This is a genomic window from Thermococcus thioreducens, assembly GCF_002214545.1.
Classification (GTDB): domain Archaea; phylum Methanobacteriota_B; class Thermococci; order Thermococcales; family Thermococcaceae; genus Thermococcus; species Thermococcus thioreducens.
The window spans coordinates 315,021-331,043 of the sequence record NZ_CP015105.1; the positions used below are offsets into that span (position 1 = coordinate 315,021).

Genomic DNA, 16,023 nt, shown 5'->3' on the forward strand with positions numbered 1-16,023 from the left:
TCACTCCTCCTCCTTTGTGATTATTCCGTCCCTTATGAGGATGTACTCGGGCTCGATGTAGAGCATCCTCTCCTTGCTCTCATAAGCTTTCGCGTAGCCCTTACTAACGCGGTTGCCAAAGTAGCTCCTTATGTACTGGAGCACGACCGTCTCCGGGTTGAGGTCGAGCATGGCGACGAGCTTGCCCTTGACATCGGCCCTGCTCGGCGTCGGTTCACCCTCGTGGATGACATCGAAGTATATCTCCTTTCTCCCGAGGAGCTTGTTCTCCCTTATCTCGGTAACCTTAATCTCCATCGCGAACCACCTCCATCTTAGACATGAGCTTCCCACACTTGAGCTTGCATTCGGGTGTTACCCTTATAAGCACTACTCCCTCATCCGGCTGGCCGTAGAGCACGATCGAGCCAAGGGGCGCGTAGAGCACGGCCGGAATGGCCGCCAAATCCTCCTCACCGCACACCTTTATGTAAACCCTCCGGCCCCTTTCGGCCAGTCCAAAGCCCTTTCTGATTGCGTTTAATAAAGCTTTCGTTATCGTCCCGGCCGGGTTCTGGACGGTCATCACCACAGCGCCGGTCTCGATGTCCGGGTTGTACTCCCGGCGTTTCGTTTTGTGGTCGTATATCGCCACGCTCGGCTTTATCCCGAGCCTGAGGACGTTTTCTGTGACCACGTCTCCAACCGTAACAACGTGTCGCGCTTTTTCAAGCTCCTCCCTAATCCGGAGGTACGGCTCGGGAATCTCGCCCTCTACGAGCTCACCGAGGGGAACCTTCAGCTCCCGTCTGAGTTCGGGCGTTAGTACGAACAGCATCATCTGACCCTTATGGCGTACTTTCCTGGGACCTTAACGCCCAGTTTTTCGGCTATCCTCGACTTCTTTGGCTCGGTGATTATGACGAGGTCAAACCACTCGTCGCTCAGATCCCTGCTGCCGCAGACCGGACAGCGGTCTTCCGTGGTTATGTAGTGGCAGTGCCTGCACGCCCTCTCCTTCGTCATGCCTCAGCCTCCCTGCGCTTCTCCTTTTCTATCCAGTCCTTCTTTCCGAGACCGGGCTGGCGCATGGTGAGGCCTATCTTGTTCTCTCTGATTACCCTGCTCTTGATGCTTATGGCGATGACCCTTGCCCTGACTTCGTCCCCGAGCTTGAGGATCCTCTTGGTCTCCTTACCGAGGAACTGCTTGTTCTTCTCGTCGAAGACGACGTAGTCATCCATGAGCTGGCTGATGTGGACGAGACCGTCCATCGGGCCGATTCTGATGAAGGCACCGTAGGGCGCGACATCTATAACCTCGCCCTCAACGACCTCGTGCATCTCGGGCTTCCAGACGAGGACGTCAAAGACAACCTCATGGTAGGTTGCACCGTCTCCGGGCACGATGACTCCCTGGCCTATCTCCTCAACGTCCATTACCGCCAGAATAACGCCCTCGTCCCTATCATAGATACCCTCGTAGGTCTCGCGGAGGACGAGTTTGGCGGCTTCCTTTGGATCCATCGTGAACATCCTGGGCGGGATCCTCACAACGTCCTTAATCTTCAGGAGCTTGTACATGCCTTTACCTCCCCTTGGGATAGGAATAGAAAGAGAAAATCACTCCTCCTTGCCGAACTTCTCCTTGTACATCTCGATGGCCCTGAGTATCTCCCTCTTGGCCTCCTCGGCGTTGCCCCAGCCCTCTATCTTGGTGGTCTTTCCTTGCAGCTCCTTGTACCTCTGGAAGAAGTGGGCGATCTCGTCGAGGAAAGCCTTGGGAACATCACTTATGTCCTTCCAGTCGTTGAAGTAGGGGTCCTCGACCGGAACGGCGAGAACCTTCCAGTCCTTATCGCCAGAGTCCTCCATCTTCATGATGCCTATCGGCCTGGCCTCGATGATGGTGAGCGGGTAGACAGGTTCGCGCATGATGACCATGATGTCGAAGGGGTCGCCGTCGTCGTACCAGGTCTGCGGGATTATTCCGTAGTCGACCGGATAGAAGAACGGGCTGTAAAGGACGCGGTCGAGCTTAAGTAAACCAGTCTTCTTGTCGAGCTCGTACTTGTTCCTGCTCCCCTTCGGTATCTCTATGAGAGCGTAAACGACCTCTGGAACCTCCGGTCCGGGCTCAAGCTCGTGGAACGGGTTCATCTCTAACCACCTCTTACCTCTTGTAGAACTTCTAGGTTAGCCTTTCGGATAGTGCTTTTAAAGTTGTTGGTTATGAAAACCAGAAAAGCAGTAGGAGAAGGGGAGGGCCCTCAGCTGGCCTCCTCCCCTCCCTGGGGCAATGGCTTCCGGTACTCATACGATATTCCGTCGTCTATTATGGCGAAGACCTCGTCCTCACCCTCTATGTAGTGTAGTACCGGCTTGTCCACAAGCTCGAAGGTCGTCTCCAAATCCTTGGGGGTCTTCAGGACGACCCTCTTCTGGACAGGCCCGGGTGCGCCCTTGACGATGTACGGCCTTATCTTGGCCAGCTCATCCTTGGATGGCCTTGATGTGTAAACGTATCCCACCAGGGGTATCAGCATCAGGAGTGCCAGCAGTGTGGTCATTACCTTCGCCGTATCGAGGCTGCTGGTTACTCCCAGAACGCTTGCGCTGACTTCTTCCTTGGTTGTCGTTGTCAGGGTTTTCTTTGCGCTCTTGCTGGTGTCAGTGAAGTAGTAAAGCCCGGCTCCGCTGTCCCTGATGAGTTCAACCTCATGGTCAAAGCTCCTGGTTATCTCCTTTCCACCGACGTTGCCGGTTCCCAAGACCTTTGTCGTTATTATCACCCTTCTGTTTAGCCTTTTCATTCCAAGCTCATTGGACACCTCTGCGGTCATCCTGTCCAGCTCTCCCATGTCGAGCGTATACTCCACTGTGAATCCGCCGTTCTGGAGCTTGCCCTTCTCATCAAAGAGCGTGCCTTCCCACATGGTGACTTCTTCGCTCCCCTTGGTGACGTAGTACACAACCTTTCCTGTGACTTCATAGGTGCCGGTGCTGAGCGGCGGGTTTGAGCTGTATGTGTACGTCAGCAGGAACCTGTCAACGAGGGATATCGGATATTCGTCTCTGAAGACCATGTACCCGTAGATTTCGTTGGGCTTGAGATAAGCGGCGTGCTTCAGCTGTCCCTCTTCCTTAAACGTTCCCAGGGTCTGGGTGTTCACCACGTACGGACTTGCGCTCATGAGCTTCACTGAGTAAAATGCAAAGACCAGGAAGAGAATCAGGAATACTCCCAGGACTTCCTTCCTTCTAATAAATCCAGCAAACTTTTCCTTCTTCATCCTTCACATTCTCCTGTGCCGTTTTCATGATTGGAACTGTGGTCGTGATTGCATCCGCACTCATACTGCTCCTGACAGCACCCGTCGTGGTCGTCACAGCAATCCACGGTCACGACGAGAGCGTTGCTCGTTATGCCGTACTGAACTATGGTTGCCCCTTCGTTCAGGCTGTACTCGCCGCACGAGGTAAACTCCTGCTGTCCTCCGGGGTTCATTCTGGTGGATATCGTTATGTTCATGTGGACGCTCCCCTCCGCTGGAACGGTTACGTTCCATTCCATCTTTGTGGCAGGCTGGGCGTCGTGTCCCCCGTGTCCTCCTCCACAGTGTCCTCCGCACTGGTTGCCATCGTTTGCTGCCCAGAACCTGTACGTGCCGGCGCTTGCACCGGTCTCGCTGAGACTAACGTTGAACTCCGCAGGTATCGTGTCGGTTATGGTCAGGGTGAGGTCATCCCCGGTTGGGTTTGTTACCAGTATCTGGAAGACCCATTCTTGGTACGTCTTCAGGGGTATCCCGCTGGTGTTGCCGTAGAGGAGTATCTTTTCTATGGTCGGGTCACCAGTGACGACGAGTTTTATTGGGCAGGTTTCTACAACGGCATCTCCGACATCCCACCGGGCGCGCATTGTAATCGGGATTATGTACTCTCCCGGGACGACATCGGTTACGTTCACGTGGCCGGCAAAGGTGTACTCATCCTCTGGGGCTATCATCCGCTCAGCGCCGTCTTCGGTTTCTATGAACATGTCCACGTTGCCCGGAAGACTGGAGTAGTCCGGGTCGAGGGAGATCCATACATCCTTCATTTCGTTCAGATAGTTTCTTACCGTCAGCGCGTCAAAGTATGTTTCGCTGTGTGGGGTGACCTCAACAACCGCGGCATAGCCGTCTTCACAGTCAAAGCCGAGGTACTCCTTATCATGGGAAACGACGGCAACTTTGACTTCTCTCGATGCTTCAAGGCTTACAAAGGTCCCACTGGAGCCTACGAGAATCAGCGATGCCAGTGCGAACGTTATAATAATTGAGAACAGAGCTTTCATGTCCTAAACACCTCCGATATCTCTCTAAGGAGGGAAGTCCTCCTTCTCCTGATTCTAAGGATGTCCTCGTTCCCAATGCCCAATATTACGTAGAAAATTCCGAGAAACAGGGAAATCTCCACCAGAATGGCTAGGAGAGGCACCATCGGGTGAATTCTGTAGAGTGCATCCAGAACCGGGACTGGAAGGATTGGCATGTATGCGTTGACTTGTAATCTGGGCGAATACATTGCAGTTTTTTGGGGGGCCTTCAGGGTAACCGTGATGGACCTCTCTTCCCCCTCCTCCAGCATGAACCCGTCCTCTGATACGGCTGTGATGGTCGGCCCCATTGAGACAAAATACGTCATAGGGTACAGGTTTCTGTTCTTTATGGTAATTTCCTGCTGGAATTCCTCCCCTGGAAGATACCAGCCCTCCCTTAGTCCCCCCGCTGAGGTGACGGAATAGGTTATGGGTACTGTTTCCCACGAAACAAATGTGGATACGGCCACCATGATTAGGAGGAACACTGATGCCAGTGCATAGAGTGTCCTGAACTTTACTGTGATTTTTTTCTTTCTTTTTCTGGAGTGTGAAGTCTCGTCTCCTGCGAATGCTAAAATCCCGACTAGTATTAGGGCACCTGCAAGGAGCACCTTTCCTCGGTCTGAGAGGCCTGTTCCGAGATAGTTTCCAAGCTGGGGTATCCTTAGGGGAGTGCCTTTAACTGTAATCACCGTGCCCGCTATTCTCTCTTTGGGTATCGGGGGGATGTCGTGGCTTTGCTGGTCGGTTGCTATGTTGTTGTCCCCTTTTGTTATGTACCCGTCTTCGGTAATGGCGTAAACCCTGTGAACTGTCCATACATCTCCAGTTTGAAAAACGATGATGTCCCCCACTTCGGGATTTCTTGAAATGGGGTTGATGAAAAATACATCTCCCTTGTTTATGGTGGGTTCCATGCTCCCGGAGTATGCGTACGACATAAAAACCGGCCTGTCAATGAGCATGCCTACGAGGGAGCCCGTAACGAGGATGCCTATGACCGTTAGTGCGAGGTACTCCACTACCCTTCTCATCCGCAGCCTCCTCCCCAGGCTTCTATTGTAATTCCCTCACTGTAGTCTCCCAGGTGGAGGCCGTAGGTGTCAATCCTCACTCCAACACCTACGCTATCGTTGGCATTCAGTTGGACTTCAACTGTACCGCTCCAGTTCCCCTCAAACTTCCCGACAAAGAACCCCACCTTCTGGTTTTCTGAGCCTATCCTCACACATATCTCGCTATATCCGGTCTGGCTCTGGTTATTTTTAATGATAAAGGCGTTATTAAATACATATGTGGAATTTGCACCCAGTCCCTCCCCGTATCCTGGATACAATGGGCTATCCGGTGAGATATCGATAACAAGAACACCACTATCAGAGTAAGCGTACGGGGGAACGGGATAATCAACCGATAATGTTCCGTTTTCTGGAGTAGCGTAGACAACCGTGAGGGGGTCTGCGGAGTATAGCTCCCACACTCCTATGAGTAGAACTATGATGATTCCAATACTTGTGCCAACCTTTGTTGTCCTTTTCACATCTCTCTCCCCCTACATATATGATAAAAAGGAGCAAATGCTCCGGAACTAAACTGTTCACTCTTCATCGCACGGTCCAGGAACCGCGTAGAACTGAACCTGTCCGTTTATTGCGTCTCCATCAACCAAGCCAGTGCTGTCCAGAATAAGTCCAATAGGCACGACTTCGCCGGGCATCACGGTTACATCGAGGGTGGTCTCACCGGGCTGGCCTGTGTAGTTCCCGACAAAGAACTTGACACCACCGTCTCCGCTGTAGGTTATGTGCATGCAGATGGGGGTCCCTTCCCAGAGGTCGTTGCTGACACCGAAGACTTCCTTGAACACGTAAGTGCTGTTCGGGCTGACGCCCTCACCGAGTCCTTCCTGCCAGTTTCCGTTGTACTTGCTCAGGTCTATGACCAGCATACCGTTGTCGTTAATGTACGCGTAAGGCTGCATAGGCCGTAGGTCTATAAGCTCACTGTCATCCGGGACAACCTGTATATGGACGCCTCTGTCGGCTTCAAAGTATGCAAAGTGAGCGCTACTTGCTGCTACTGCAACTAGGAGCCCTATCATAAGTGCAAAGAGTCCTATGATCTTTCTCATCTCAGCCACCTCCACACTCAATAGGTGCTTCGCTGGCAGGCCATGCCTGGATGGTTATGTTTATGTCGTAGCTTCCCAAGGTGTTGGCTGCTGCGAGTTCCATCCCAACGCCAAGTGCCTCCCCGGGTTCGAGATAGAAGCAGACATCTCCGACGGCTGTATCGGAGTTGTAAGGCTGACCGCCTCCGTTTGTGTTGTACATCATGCCGTTGGGCTCGTAGAATGAGACCATTCCGGGATCCGATGAGGTGATTCTGACTACGATGGTTTCCTGCTCCCAGAGGTGGTTGCTCACGTTAAATACCTCGTCAAAGTTGTACCTGCTCTGCGGGCTGAGTCCCATTCCCCTTGCAGGAACTGACATATTCTGCTCCTCGTCCCACTTCCACCAGCTCTCATCATCCCATCCTGGCCAGTTGGGATTGTCCGCTGAGAAGTCAATAACAAGTTGCCCACCATCATTCAGGTACGCGTAGGGCTGAACCGGCGTCAGGTCAATGAGCTCGCTGTCGTCGGGAACGACGGCGATATGAACGCTCCTCTGGGCCCTGTAGTCCCTGAAGGTTGCGCTCGTGCCTAGTGCAAAGGCCGCCGCGATCATCAGCCCCAGCATACCCAGGGCCAAAACTTTCTTCATGGTACATTCCTCCATGTCTTCCAATACCGACACCCTAGGCAGAAGGCCATCATGGGGATGCCTCATTGACTGTGGCGGGGTCAACCTATATAGTAAATTCCGGCTTACCGGGTGGTAATCCCTCATTACCTGGGATGAAACAACTTAATTTGATTAAAACAGGCGGGATATAGCGGTGATTCGCTAAAACAGCCTCTTAATTTTCCTGTGGTGGATTATACTTATGACCAGGTACACCATGGCAGCCAGCAATAGGGACATGCTGCCGAGATACCAGCCCGCGATTATGAATATTACCGACGTCCCCATGTAGAAGGTGCTCCAGCTGATGTCGTGCTTGTTGACAACTTCCATATAGACAGTTACATCCTCCGGAATCTTCAGAAGGGTAACTATGCCGTGGTTAAATGTTACGACACCTTCCCGCTCCAGCTTAGGGATATGCGTCTGGATCAGGCTGACATAGACGCTTTTCCTGTGCTTCCGGTTGGTGTCTCCCTCCCTCTCAGCTATGTATTCCACCAGTTCCCTGAGTTCGGCATGGCCCTCTCTCTGTTGGAGGAACTCAATCATCATCATCCTCCTTGTGTTTCCGAGGATCACGGTTGAGCTGTCAATACTCCCGGCCATCGTATCACCGCAGCCTGTAATGCTTTCTTTTATTCCCGTTGGTGTAGAATGCCTCTACTTTCTTCTGCTCCACGAGTTTCCTGAGGGTTCTCTCAACCTTCTGCCTTGTACAGAAGATGCCTCTTTCGTTGAGAAACCGGGTCAGAAAAGCAACACTGAGCGATCCGTGCCTTCTGAGGAGGTCTGTAATCTCAACCTCCAGGTTAACTACGTTGCTCACATCCTCACCCCCTCCATGTTAAGCAATGTGTATGTAACATTATCATAAGTTGGTGGCCGACTATTTAAAAGTTCCTGAAAAGTTCGATTTCCGTGTTTTTTAGCGTTTTGTGCCTTCTTATAGAAAATGGGGGGATTATCGTTTAGAACTGCCGATAAGGGGGCATTTATTAAATGGAGGTTTTTGGAACGTGTTCAAGGCTTTGGAAAAAAATCCAAACTCATGCGGAATCTTGGGATGTCCCCAGTAAAAATCCGGGCAGAATGGGGGATCTGGATTATTTCCTGAATGGTTTCTGAAAAGCCTTTTTCTACATGAAACTTTGTGGAGTTGAACATGAGGGTTGAAAACCGAACTTGAAGCCGGGAGAAAATGGTGGGGTTCGAGGGTCTGGAGCCCAGTTGAATGGTAGCCCCGCGGGGATTCGAACCCCGGTCGCGGGATCCAGAGTCCCGCATGCTTGGCCGCTACACCACGGGGCTGTGCCCGTTGATAGCTTAAGGAATGGATTTATAAATTTTATCCCTCGAAACTTTGCCCTGCAAAGTTTCATCAAAGTTCGTGATTCCTTTTGTGCGGCTTATTTTGGAGTGGTTTTCTCTGGATATTGCCCTTTTGGTAGAATTGGATTCTCTTTCCAGAGCTTGTTTAAGAAGGTTAAGTTTTTTAGCGCTCCGTAGGAGCGCGGGTTAAAGTTGAACCCGTTAAAAGTTTTCCTGGGTTATTGAATCCAACGTGCAATCAGGTCACCAAAGCAAAAACCCACTAAAAATCAACCCCACAAAAGGAATCACGATCTTTTGATCAAACTTTTGCAGAGCAAAAGTTTGTACTGGTGGGGCCGCCGAGATTTGAACTCGGGTCCCCGGCTCCCGAAGCCGGAAGGATAGGCCAAGCTACCCCACGGCCCCATGCCCGCTGTTAAGGGCAGTCGCAGGACTTATAAAGTTTACGGAACACCCTGATGAAGGTGGAGGGATAGGGGTGAAAGTCAGCGTTATAGTTCCCACCTACAACGAACGCGAAAACCTTGAAGAGCTCTTTGAGAGAATCAGCAGGACTTTGAAAGACTACGACTATGAAATCATCGTTGTCGATGACGATTCTCCTGACAGGACATGGGAGTTCGCCCAGGAGCTTTCGGAAAGGTACCCCGTCAGGGTCATACGGAGAACCGAGGAGAAAGGCCTCTCCTCCGCCGTCATCAGGGGTTTTAAAGAGGCCCATGGCGATATATTTGTCGTCATGGACGCCGACCTTCAGCATCCACCTGAGGTGATACCCGAGCTCCTGAACGCCATTAAAAACGGCGCCGATGTGGCAATCGCAAGCAGGTATGTCCCTGGCGGCGGTGTGAGGAACTGGTACTGGTACCGGAAGCTTATCTCCAGGGGCGCGATTATGGTGGGCCGCCTCGCACTCCCGAGGATAAGGGACGTCAAAGACCCGGTTAGCGGCTTCTTCGCCCTCAGAAGGGAGGTCGTTGAAGGGGTGGAGCTCAATCCAGTCGGGTTTAAGATCCTGATGGAGGTTCTGATTAAAGGCAGGTACAAGAAGGTTACCGAGGTCCCCTTCACATTTGGCCTCAGACGGGCGGGAGAGAGCAAGCTTGGGACGAAGACCATGCTGAACTATCTCAGGCACGTCTACCGGCTCATGCGCTGGGAGGGCGAGCTGGATAGGCTGATTAAGTTCACCCTCGTTGGCCTCTCAGGGGTTGTGGTTAACCAGAGTTTTCTGTGGCTCTTTGTTTCGGGCTTCGGCTGGGACAAAATACTGGCCAACATACCCGCGACCGAACTGGCCATACTGAACAACTTCACCTGGAACGACCTCTGGACGTTCAGAGACCTCAAGAGAAAGCCGCTGTGGAGGAGGCTCGTCAACTTCCACATCGCGGCCTTAACCGGGGCGGTTGTCCAGTGGATTATCTACGCTGGACTTGTGCTCCTCGGGATGAACTACCTCGTGGCGAACATGTTCGGTATCGTGGTTTCATTCGTCGTGCGCTTCCTCGTTAACAGGCACGTGACGTGGGGCTAGCGCCCCTATGACAACTCCTATCAGCGTCATGAGGTACAAGAAGAACACGACGAGGGCGAAGTCTTCCCCAATTCCGGCGGGGAGCCTTTTGGAGGTCGCTATTGTGGTAGTGACGAAAAATGCCAGTGTTCCGGGAAGTCCCAGAGCGGCCGTGGAGGCAAAGAGTAAGAGTCCATCGACGTTTCTCCACTTCCTGCAAAGCCATGTGACCAGGGCCACGGCGATAATTGGGAGCACAAGGAAAAGCAGTTCAAAGAAATCGTGGCACCGAAGGCTCCATTCGACGTCGGCAATCCCAGGGCAGAGGTGCTTCCTGAAGAACCAGGAGGGGTTGAAGTAATCCTCCAGCAAAAAGAGGCCGGCAGTGAGCCATGATGCGAGAAGCCCGAAGATTCCTCCCAGGGTTCCGGTTCTCATGGTGGGTAATGACATAGGCCGGCATATAAATCTTCGGGACGCTATCTGCCTGTTTGCTCCATAGTGTTATGATATCCTCTTTTCGTTGGGCTATGGCTCTTTGAAAGGTAACGTTGGGATATCCAGTGTGTCACTCGGTTACGTCACGTTTCAACCCGCTTTTCACATCGTAGGTTCATGTGGACATCAATGGACACTTCAACCTTAAATACCCTTGGAGCGTTTATGTAGTACGGAGGGAGTGGTCATGTACGTGGGAGAACTCCTCAAGAGCCTTGACCGGGTTTCAACTGGCGTTCCTGGACTTGACAATCTCATCGGAGGGGGATTCATCCCGGGCAGGGTTTATCTTATAATCGGCCCCCCTGGAAGCGGAAAGACGACCTTTGGAATTCAGTTTCTTATTGAGGGTGCTAAAAAAGACGAGAAGGGGCTTTTTATATCCCTTCTGGAGCATCCGAAGATAATAACACAGGACATGCTCCGCTACAACTTTGGCCTCCTGACCCACCTCCAGTCGAAGAGGATACTCTTCTACGACATGGGAGAGAGCATCTTTGGCGCTGGAAGAAGGTTTACATGGAGCGAGATATTTGAGAGAATCCTTCGCATTATTGAGACGGAGGACGTTAAAAGGGTCGTCATAGACTCGTTCACTTCGCTGGAGTATTCGGTCCTTGACCCCGAGCACAAGAGGATGGCCCTGGGCAGGTTCATAAGGAAGCTCCACGAGATGGGGATTACGTGCCTTGTACTGGCGGAGATGATGAGTTCTGAGACCTACACCGAGGACTACTACCTCACCGATGGTGTCATAGTACTCCACCACTTCATGAGGAACTACCAGATGGTGCGGGCCCTTCAGGTTCTGAAGATGCATGGCGTTGCCCACGACAGCAACCTCAAGAAACTTCGCTTCACCGAAGAAGGGCTCAGGGTCTATCCAGAGGCACCGTTCTGAGGTGGAACCATGGAAGAAGTGAAAAAGCTCGTTCAGGAGGCCTACGAGTTCGGCTACTTCGTGGGCTACAAAGGACACAGCGAATGGGCCGAGTGGGTTCGCGAGCGCAGGGAGAGGCTCTACGCAAGGGCACAGGAGCTCGGCGTCTACGAGCTCGTAAAGAACGCCTACAACCGTGGAAAACTGGACGGGGCGAAGAAGAGGGAAGAGGAGATAAGAAAGGGGCTTGGAAAGGAGGGCGCAGGCGAGCAGCGCCCGGGACCAAAGACGGCTCTCCCTGAAGGTACAGAGGAAGAGACAGGGGAGGTGGAGTTTGCGCGCTTCCTTGAAACCACCCGGCTTTTCCTCCCTCCCGACCTTCTGGATACCATGAAGCACCTGAGGCCTCCGAAGATGCTCCGTATAGGGCACTGAGCTCTTCTCTTCCATGCGAGCACCTTAAATATTCGGTGGAAGATTATCCTTGGGGATAACCATGAAGCGCTTTTTAAAGGAAGCCGAGGTTTTTGATTCCTCAAACGTTCTCCACTACATAGCCGAGATAAGCCAGTTCCACAGGATACAGGGCTCAAAAGAACTCCCCGAGGCGGTTCGCTTTATCAGGGAAGAGCTCAGGATATGGGGGATCAACGCGGGGCTTTACGAGGAATTCTACGACGGCAAAAGCTGGTTCCTGACCCTCAAGTCCCCCATAGCCTGGGATCTGGTGCACGGAAAGGTCGAGGTTCTGGATAAAACCCTGACGACCTCTCAAAGTCCCCTCGTCGTCATGGCCCACTCACCAAGCGGAAAGGCCGAGGGCGAAGTGGTTCACATAGTCCGCGAGGAGGACTGGGAGAACGCCGGAGGAAAGATAGTCCTGGTTGGGAAGGAGTGGCGCGACGCCTATAGGAAGGCCAACGAGGCCGGAGCGGTGGGCTTCATCGCTTACCGCGAAGGAACCGGGGAAGCCATACCCTACATCGGCCTGTTTCTTACCAAAGATGACCTCGAATGGGCAAAGATTCCCGCCGTTGCCATTCCCGAAAGTCTGGCCAGAGGCATAATGGGGAAGCTCAACGCCGGGGAGAGAGTTGAGGCCAGGGTCGAGGTTGAAGCCCAGATAAACGAGCACCAGGTTCTGCCGATCCTCTATGCCGAGATTGGAAAGGAGCCGTTCATCCTCTTCACCGCCCACATCTGCCATCCGAAGCCCGGTGCCAACGACAACGCCAGCGGAAGCGCGATGCTCATGGAGCTGGCGAGGGTTCTCAGCCGGCTCTACGACGACTCCTTCCGCTTCGGCTTTGCCTTCCTCTGGATCCCGGAGTACTACGGCACGCAGGCCTTCGTGGAGAGATACGCCGAGCTTGAAAAATACTACGCCGTTATAAACCTCGATATGGTGGGGGGAAGCGAGGACCGGGCCGGCTCAACGATAATGCTTGTAAGAACTCCGCTGTCGAGGTTTTCGGTGGTTTCTGGGGTTCTTGAGTACTTCCTGGAGCTGGCCAATGGGAAAGGAAAGAGCTTCTCGGGAAGCCCGATGCCGCGCTTAAAGCTCAAGAGCTATCCCTACGAGATGGGCAGCGACCACGATGTCTTCAACTTCTTTGGAATCCCCTCAGTGATGCCCATTACTTGGCCCGACCGCTTCTACCACTCCAGCGAGGACACCGTTGAAAAGGTGAGCAAGACCAGCATAGAGATCATCGGTAAAGCAGTTCTGGCCACCGCCCTGGCCCTTGCCAAGGCAACTGGGGATGAACTCGGGCGCTTTGCACGCGGCTACGCCATGAAGTACCTCGGCGAACTCTCCATGGAGAGGGACACGGAAAACGCAGAAAAGCTGGTGATGATGGGTCTGGCCAGGGATTCCAGGTTCCTTGGCATCGAGAGCGGTCACCCCTTTGAGAGAAAGCCGTGGATGCGGTGGGTGCGGAAGGGCAGGATCTCGGGTGAGCTCATAAAGAGCATCGATGAGAATGTCCATGGAGAATTCAAGGAGCTTACCAGGGACAGGAAGATGCTCGTGCACCTCCACGAGCTCCTGATGCTCGGCGAGCTCCTTCCAAAGGAAGAAGCAATGCGCTCCCTGCGGGAAGAGTTCGGGGAGGTTGAAGAAGAAAAGCTCGAAAGACTCCTGGACCTTCTGGAGGAGATAGGGGTTATAGAGAGGCTCTAGTTTCTCTGCTTGGATGTGCTTTTGAGCTCCTTTTCGATTTCGTTTATCCTCTTTATCAAGCTCTCCTTGATGTGTTCAAGAACCTCGCTCGGTGAAACGGCTGTATAAACGTAGCCCAGCCAGCCCTGTTCAATGAGCTTTCTTCTGAGTATCCCCTTGCGGTAGAGGCTGAGCACGTGCTCCCTAACCGAGCGCTCGCTTATGCCTAGTTCCCTCTGTATCTCGGTTATCCTCATGGGCTCACTCTTTTCAAGCAGGAGACGGTATATCCTCAGCTCCGTCTTCTTAACGCCAAGTGAGCGCAGCAGTGCCTCAAGCCTCTCGTAGACGTCGCTCATCTTCAGGTCACCTGATATACTTTTATCCCACCTATGAAGTATTATCTTCATAACCTTAATAAACTTTGCCTGTCCGCGAATGTTATAACGACTCTCTATTGCCCTAGAGTGAAATACGCCCCAAGTAAATTCCCTCCGGCAGGAAAGCCTCCCCCTCCCTAAAATCCTTCAGGAAAGGCACCATCTTTATTCCCTGCCTCACATCAAAGCCCTCGATGAAGGGGTTGATCGTGGGGAGGATGAGAAACCTGCCCACGCGGAAGAAGACCTTCGTTTTCCTGGATGTCCCGCCCCTTTTGAATGTATACGCGGGGTGTATGTGCCCCAGGTAGCCTTCGGAAAACTCGACCTCTGGCAGGTTCCTATGCCCGTGGAGGAAGAGGAACCCGTCTATAAGCGAGTGCTCAGCGACCTCAACGTTGGGAAACTTTTCGGCTATCTCCTCTATCCTGCCGTCGTGGTTTCCCTTGGTGATTATAGTGGGTGTTCCCCGAAGGTCTGAGAAAAAGCCCATAAGGAGGCGCTTCATCGTGAAGCTCAGCCCTATCGGTTCCTTGATGTCACCGAGAAGGATCAGCAGGTCGGGGTCTTTTTCGGCTATGAACTCCGCGAGCCTCTCCTCAAAGTGAGTCCGTACCCTTAACCCCCTTGAGAGCTCAAAGCCGATGTGAGGGTCCGCTATTAGAAGAGTCCTCCCCCGGGAAGTTTCGATCTCCATTGAGAGCCGCTCGAAGGCTTCAAAAGAGTACATGGAACCACCGGGCAAAAATGGGGAAAGAGCATCAGATCAGCCCGCGCTCCTTCCTGCGCTGCCTCTTCAAGCGCCTAATCCTCTTCTTGATCCACTTCCACCTCATCCTTCCTTTCTTCTTCCACTTCCTTGGGCGCCTCTTCATGATCATCACCCCTGACTTTTCTCTCCAGCCTTAGCTCCAGCGGTTCCTTTTTAAGCTTTTCCGTGAGAGAGTGTCGGTTACCTTTGAACCGTCGAAACGGTGTATCAACGCCCCAGTGGGGCACAAACCTCCGAAGACAGCGGCTTCCCGCCCTCAAAAATTTCCAGAATTTTAACGGCTTTTTATCCATATCTTGCTCTGTAAATCCTATTTTTGTATGAATGCGTTACTGTTGATATTGCAATTCAATGTTGGATACAGGATTCTGGGTAAACCATTCATAAAGACCCAGATAAATGCGAGACACGCCTCCGCTAATCTTATCTATTCTGGAGACAACTTTGAACGGTGGTAGTATGAAAGTGGCATATGTCCAGATGGAGCCGGCCCTCCTTGAGCCCGAGGTTAACTACTCGAAGGCGGAGGAGATGGTTCGTGAGGCTGTGGATAAGGGAGCCAAACTCGTGGTTTTACCGGAGCTCTTTGACACAGGGTACAACTTCGAGAGCAGGAGCGAGGTTGAAGAGGTTGCAGGTCAGATTCCGGACGGCCCCACGACCCGCTTCCTCATGGAGCTTTCGAACGAGCTGGGGGTCTTCATCGTGGCCGGAACCGCTGAAAAGGATGAGAAGGGCAGGCTCTATAACTCCGCCGTGATGACGGGCCCGATAGGTAGCGGATACATAGGCAAGTACCGCAAGGTCCACCTGTTCTACCGCGAGAAGCTCTTCTTCGAGCCGGGCAACCTCGGCTTCCACGTCTTCAACATCGGCATAGCCAAAGTTGGGGTGATGATATGCTTCGACTGGTTCTTCCCTGAAAGCGCGAGAACCCTTGCCCTCAAAGGGGCCGACATCATAGCCCACCCCAGCAACCTCGTCATGCCCTACGCCCCGAGGGCGATGCCGATAAGGGCCCTGGAGAACCGTGTTTACACGATAACCGCCAATAGGATCGGTGAGGAGAGAGGTCTGCGCTTCATAGGTAAGAGCACAATAGCCTCCCCGAGGGCTGAGGTCTTGGCCCTGGGAAGCGAGGATAAGGAGGAGGTTGCCGTTGTCGAGGTCGACCTCTCGCTCGCGAGGGACAAGCGGCTCAATGACATCAACGATGTCTTCAGGGACAGACGACCTGAGTTCTACTCGCTGTGATAATATCCATCCTATCCATTTCTTTGTATTTTGGAGTGTTTGCATCTTTTTTGCTCCAATCCTGCGCCATTACCAACCGTGTTGTAATGTT

Annotated in this window: 21 protein-coding genes and 2 tRNA genes; 5 read left to right on the forward strand and 18 right to left on the reverse strand. The window is 52.7% G+C overall.

Annotated features, from left to right (window positions below; genetic code table 11):
- The 15 genes from A3L14_RS01555 to A3L14_RS01625 form a co-directional block, all read right to left on the reverse strand.
- Positions 1-297, reverse strand: coding sequence for a 30S ribosomal protein S24e (locus tag A3L14_RS01555; protein WP_055429195.1), 297 nt, complete (start codon positions 295-297; stop codon positions 1-3).
- Entirely contained in the window at positions 287-820 is a 534-nt protein-coding gene (locus tag A3L14_RS01560) for a GTP-dependent dephospho-CoA kinase (RefSeq protein WP_055429194.1), read from the reverse strand. Before A3L14_RS01560 ends, A3L14_RS01555 begins: the two co-directional genes overlap by 11 nt.
- A complete protein-coding gene (gene spt4, locus A3L14_RS01565; RefSeq protein ID WP_055429193.1) occupies positions 817-1,005 on the reverse strand; it encodes a transcription elongation factor subunit Spt4 in 189 nt (62 codons plus the stop codon). Before spt4 ends, A3L14_RS01560 begins: the two co-directional genes overlap by 4 nt.
- Positions 1,002-1,562, reverse strand: coding sequence for a DNA-directed RNA polymerase (locus A3L14_RS01570; RefSeq protein ID WP_055429192.1), 561 nt, complete (start codon positions 1,560-1,562; stop codon positions 1,002-1,004). The genes spt4 and A3L14_RS01570 overlap by 4 nt, the downstream gene beginning before the upstream one ends.
- 39 nt (positions 1,563-1,601) lie before the next feature.
- Entirely contained in the window at positions 1,602-2,138 is a 537-nt protein-coding gene (locus A3L14_RS01575; protein WP_074631464.1) for an inorganic diphosphatase, read from the reverse strand.
- Between the two features lie 110 nt (positions 2,139-2,248).
- Positions 2,249-3,271, reverse strand: coding sequence for a DUF5305 family protein (locus A3L14_RS01580; RefSeq protein WP_055429191.1), 1,023 nt, complete (start codon positions 3,269-3,271; stop codon positions 2,249-2,251).
- Positions 3,268-4,317: a hypothetical protein gene (locus tag A3L14_RS01585; protein ID WP_074631459.1), complete on the reverse strand. Its 1,050-nt coding sequence runs from the start codon at positions 4,315-4,317 to the stop codon at positions 3,268-3,270. The genes A3L14_RS01580 and A3L14_RS01585 overlap by 4 nt, the downstream gene beginning before the upstream one ends.
- A complete protein-coding gene (locus tag A3L14_RS01590) occupies positions 4,314-5,378 on the reverse strand; it encodes a signal peptidase I (protein WP_055429190.1) in 1,065 nt (354 codons plus the stop codon). The genes A3L14_RS01585 and A3L14_RS01590 overlap by 4 nt, the downstream gene beginning before the upstream one ends.
- The gene (locus A3L14_RS01595) at positions 5,375-5,884 is read right to left on the reverse strand and encodes a DUF1102 domain-containing protein (protein WP_055429189.1); all 510 of its coding nucleotides are present in this window, start codon (positions 5,882-5,884) and stop codon (positions 5,375-5,377) included. Before A3L14_RS01595 ends, A3L14_RS01590 begins: the two co-directional genes overlap by 4 nt.
- 57 nt (positions 5,885-5,941) lie before the next feature.
- Positions 5,942-6,475 (reverse strand): DUF1102 domain-containing protein, encoded by a 534-nt coding sequence (locus A3L14_RS01600; protein ID WP_055429188.1) that lies wholly within the window; start codon positions 6,473-6,475, stop codon positions 5,942-5,944.
- Between the two features lies 1 nt (position 6,476).
- Entirely contained in the window at positions 6,477-7,127 is a 651-nt protein-coding gene (locus A3L14_RS01605; RefSeq protein ID WP_232473433.1) for a DUF1102 domain-containing protein, read from the reverse strand.
- A 168-nt stretch (positions 7,128-7,295) separates the two neighbouring features.
- On the reverse strand, positions 7,296-7,742 hold the full coding sequence (locus A3L14_RS01610) for a DUF7344 domain-containing protein (protein ID WP_055429186.1): 447 nt from the start codon (positions 7,740-7,742) through the stop codon (positions 7,296-7,298).
- Between the two features lie 4 nt (positions 7,743-7,746).
- Positions 7,747-7,962 carry a hypothetical protein gene (locus tag A3L14_RS01615; RefSeq protein WP_055429185.1) on the reverse strand — a complete coding sequence of 72 codons (216 nt, stop codon included), beginning with the start codon at positions 7,960-7,962 and terminating at the stop codon, positions 7,747-7,749.
- 406 nt (positions 7,963-8,368) lie between these two features.
- Positions 8,369-8,444 (reverse strand) — tRNA-Gln (locus A3L14_RS01620).
- 351 nt (positions 8,445-8,795) lie between these two features.
- Positions 8,796-8,873, reverse strand: a tRNA-Pro gene (locus A3L14_RS01625).
- Between the two features lie 73 nt (positions 8,874-8,946).
- Here A3L14_RS01625 and A3L14_RS01630 point away from each other — a divergent pair.
- Positions 8,947-10,005 (forward strand): glycosyltransferase, encoded by a 1,059-nt coding sequence (locus A3L14_RS01630; protein WP_055429184.1) that lies wholly within the window; start codon positions 8,947-8,949, stop codon positions 10,003-10,005.
- Here the strand turns inward: A3L14_RS01630 and A3L14_RS01635 are convergent.
- Positions 9,958-10,422 carry a hypothetical protein gene (locus A3L14_RS01635; RefSeq protein WP_074631457.1) on the reverse strand — a complete coding sequence of 155 codons (465 nt, stop codon included), beginning with the start codon at positions 10,420-10,422 and terminating at the stop codon, positions 9,958-9,960. The genes A3L14_RS01630 and A3L14_RS01635 overlap by 48 nt on opposite strands.
- Positions 10,423-10,669: 247 nt before the next feature.
- On the opposite strand from A3L14_RS01635, the gene A3L14_RS01640 reads away from it, so the two are divergent.
- The 3 genes from A3L14_RS01640 (at position 10,670) to A3L14_RS01650 (ending at position 13,547) form a co-directional block, all read left to right on the forward strand.
- Positions 10,670-11,383, forward strand: a complete 714-nt coding sequence (locus A3L14_RS01640) for an RAD55 family ATPase (RefSeq protein ID WP_055429182.1) — start codon at positions 10,670-10,672, stop codon at positions 11,381-11,383.
- A 9-nt stretch (positions 11,384-11,392) separates the two neighbouring features.
- Complete coding sequence (locus A3L14_RS01645; protein WP_055429181.1) at positions 11,393-11,797, forward strand: hypothetical protein; 405 nt, start codon at positions 11,393-11,395, stop codon at positions 11,795-11,797.
- A gap of 61 nt (positions 11,798-11,858) precedes the next feature.
- The gene (locus A3L14_RS01650; RefSeq protein ID WP_055429180.1) at positions 11,859-13,547 is read left to right on the forward strand and encodes a DUF4910 domain-containing protein; all 1,689 of its coding nucleotides are present in this window, start codon (positions 11,859-11,861) and stop codon (positions 13,545-13,547) included.
- Here A3L14_RS01650 and A3L14_RS01655 read toward each other — a convergent pair.
- Together A3L14_RS01655 and A3L14_RS01660 are read right to left on the reverse strand one after the other, a co-directional pair.
- Positions 13,544-13,885 carry a transcriptional regulator gene (locus tag A3L14_RS01655; protein WP_055429179.1) on the reverse strand — a complete coding sequence of 114 codons (342 nt, stop codon included), beginning with the start codon at positions 13,883-13,885 and terminating at the stop codon, positions 13,544-13,546. The two genes, A3L14_RS01650 and A3L14_RS01655, sit on opposite strands and share 4 nt — an antisense overlap.
- A gap of 103 nt (positions 13,886-13,988) precedes the next feature.
- Positions 13,989-14,636, reverse strand: coding sequence for a metallophosphoesterase (locus tag A3L14_RS01660; RefSeq protein ID WP_055429178.1), 648 nt, complete (start codon positions 14,634-14,636; stop codon positions 13,989-13,991).
- Positions 14,637-15,137: 501 nt separating this feature from the next.
- On the opposite strand from A3L14_RS01660, the gene A3L14_RS01665 reads away from it, so the two are divergent.
- On the forward strand, positions 15,138-15,932 hold the full coding sequence (locus tag A3L14_RS01665) for a nitrilase (RefSeq protein WP_055429177.1): 795 nt from the start codon (positions 15,138-15,140) through the stop codon (positions 15,930-15,932).
- Positions 15,933-16,023 lie beyond the last annotated feature (91 nt).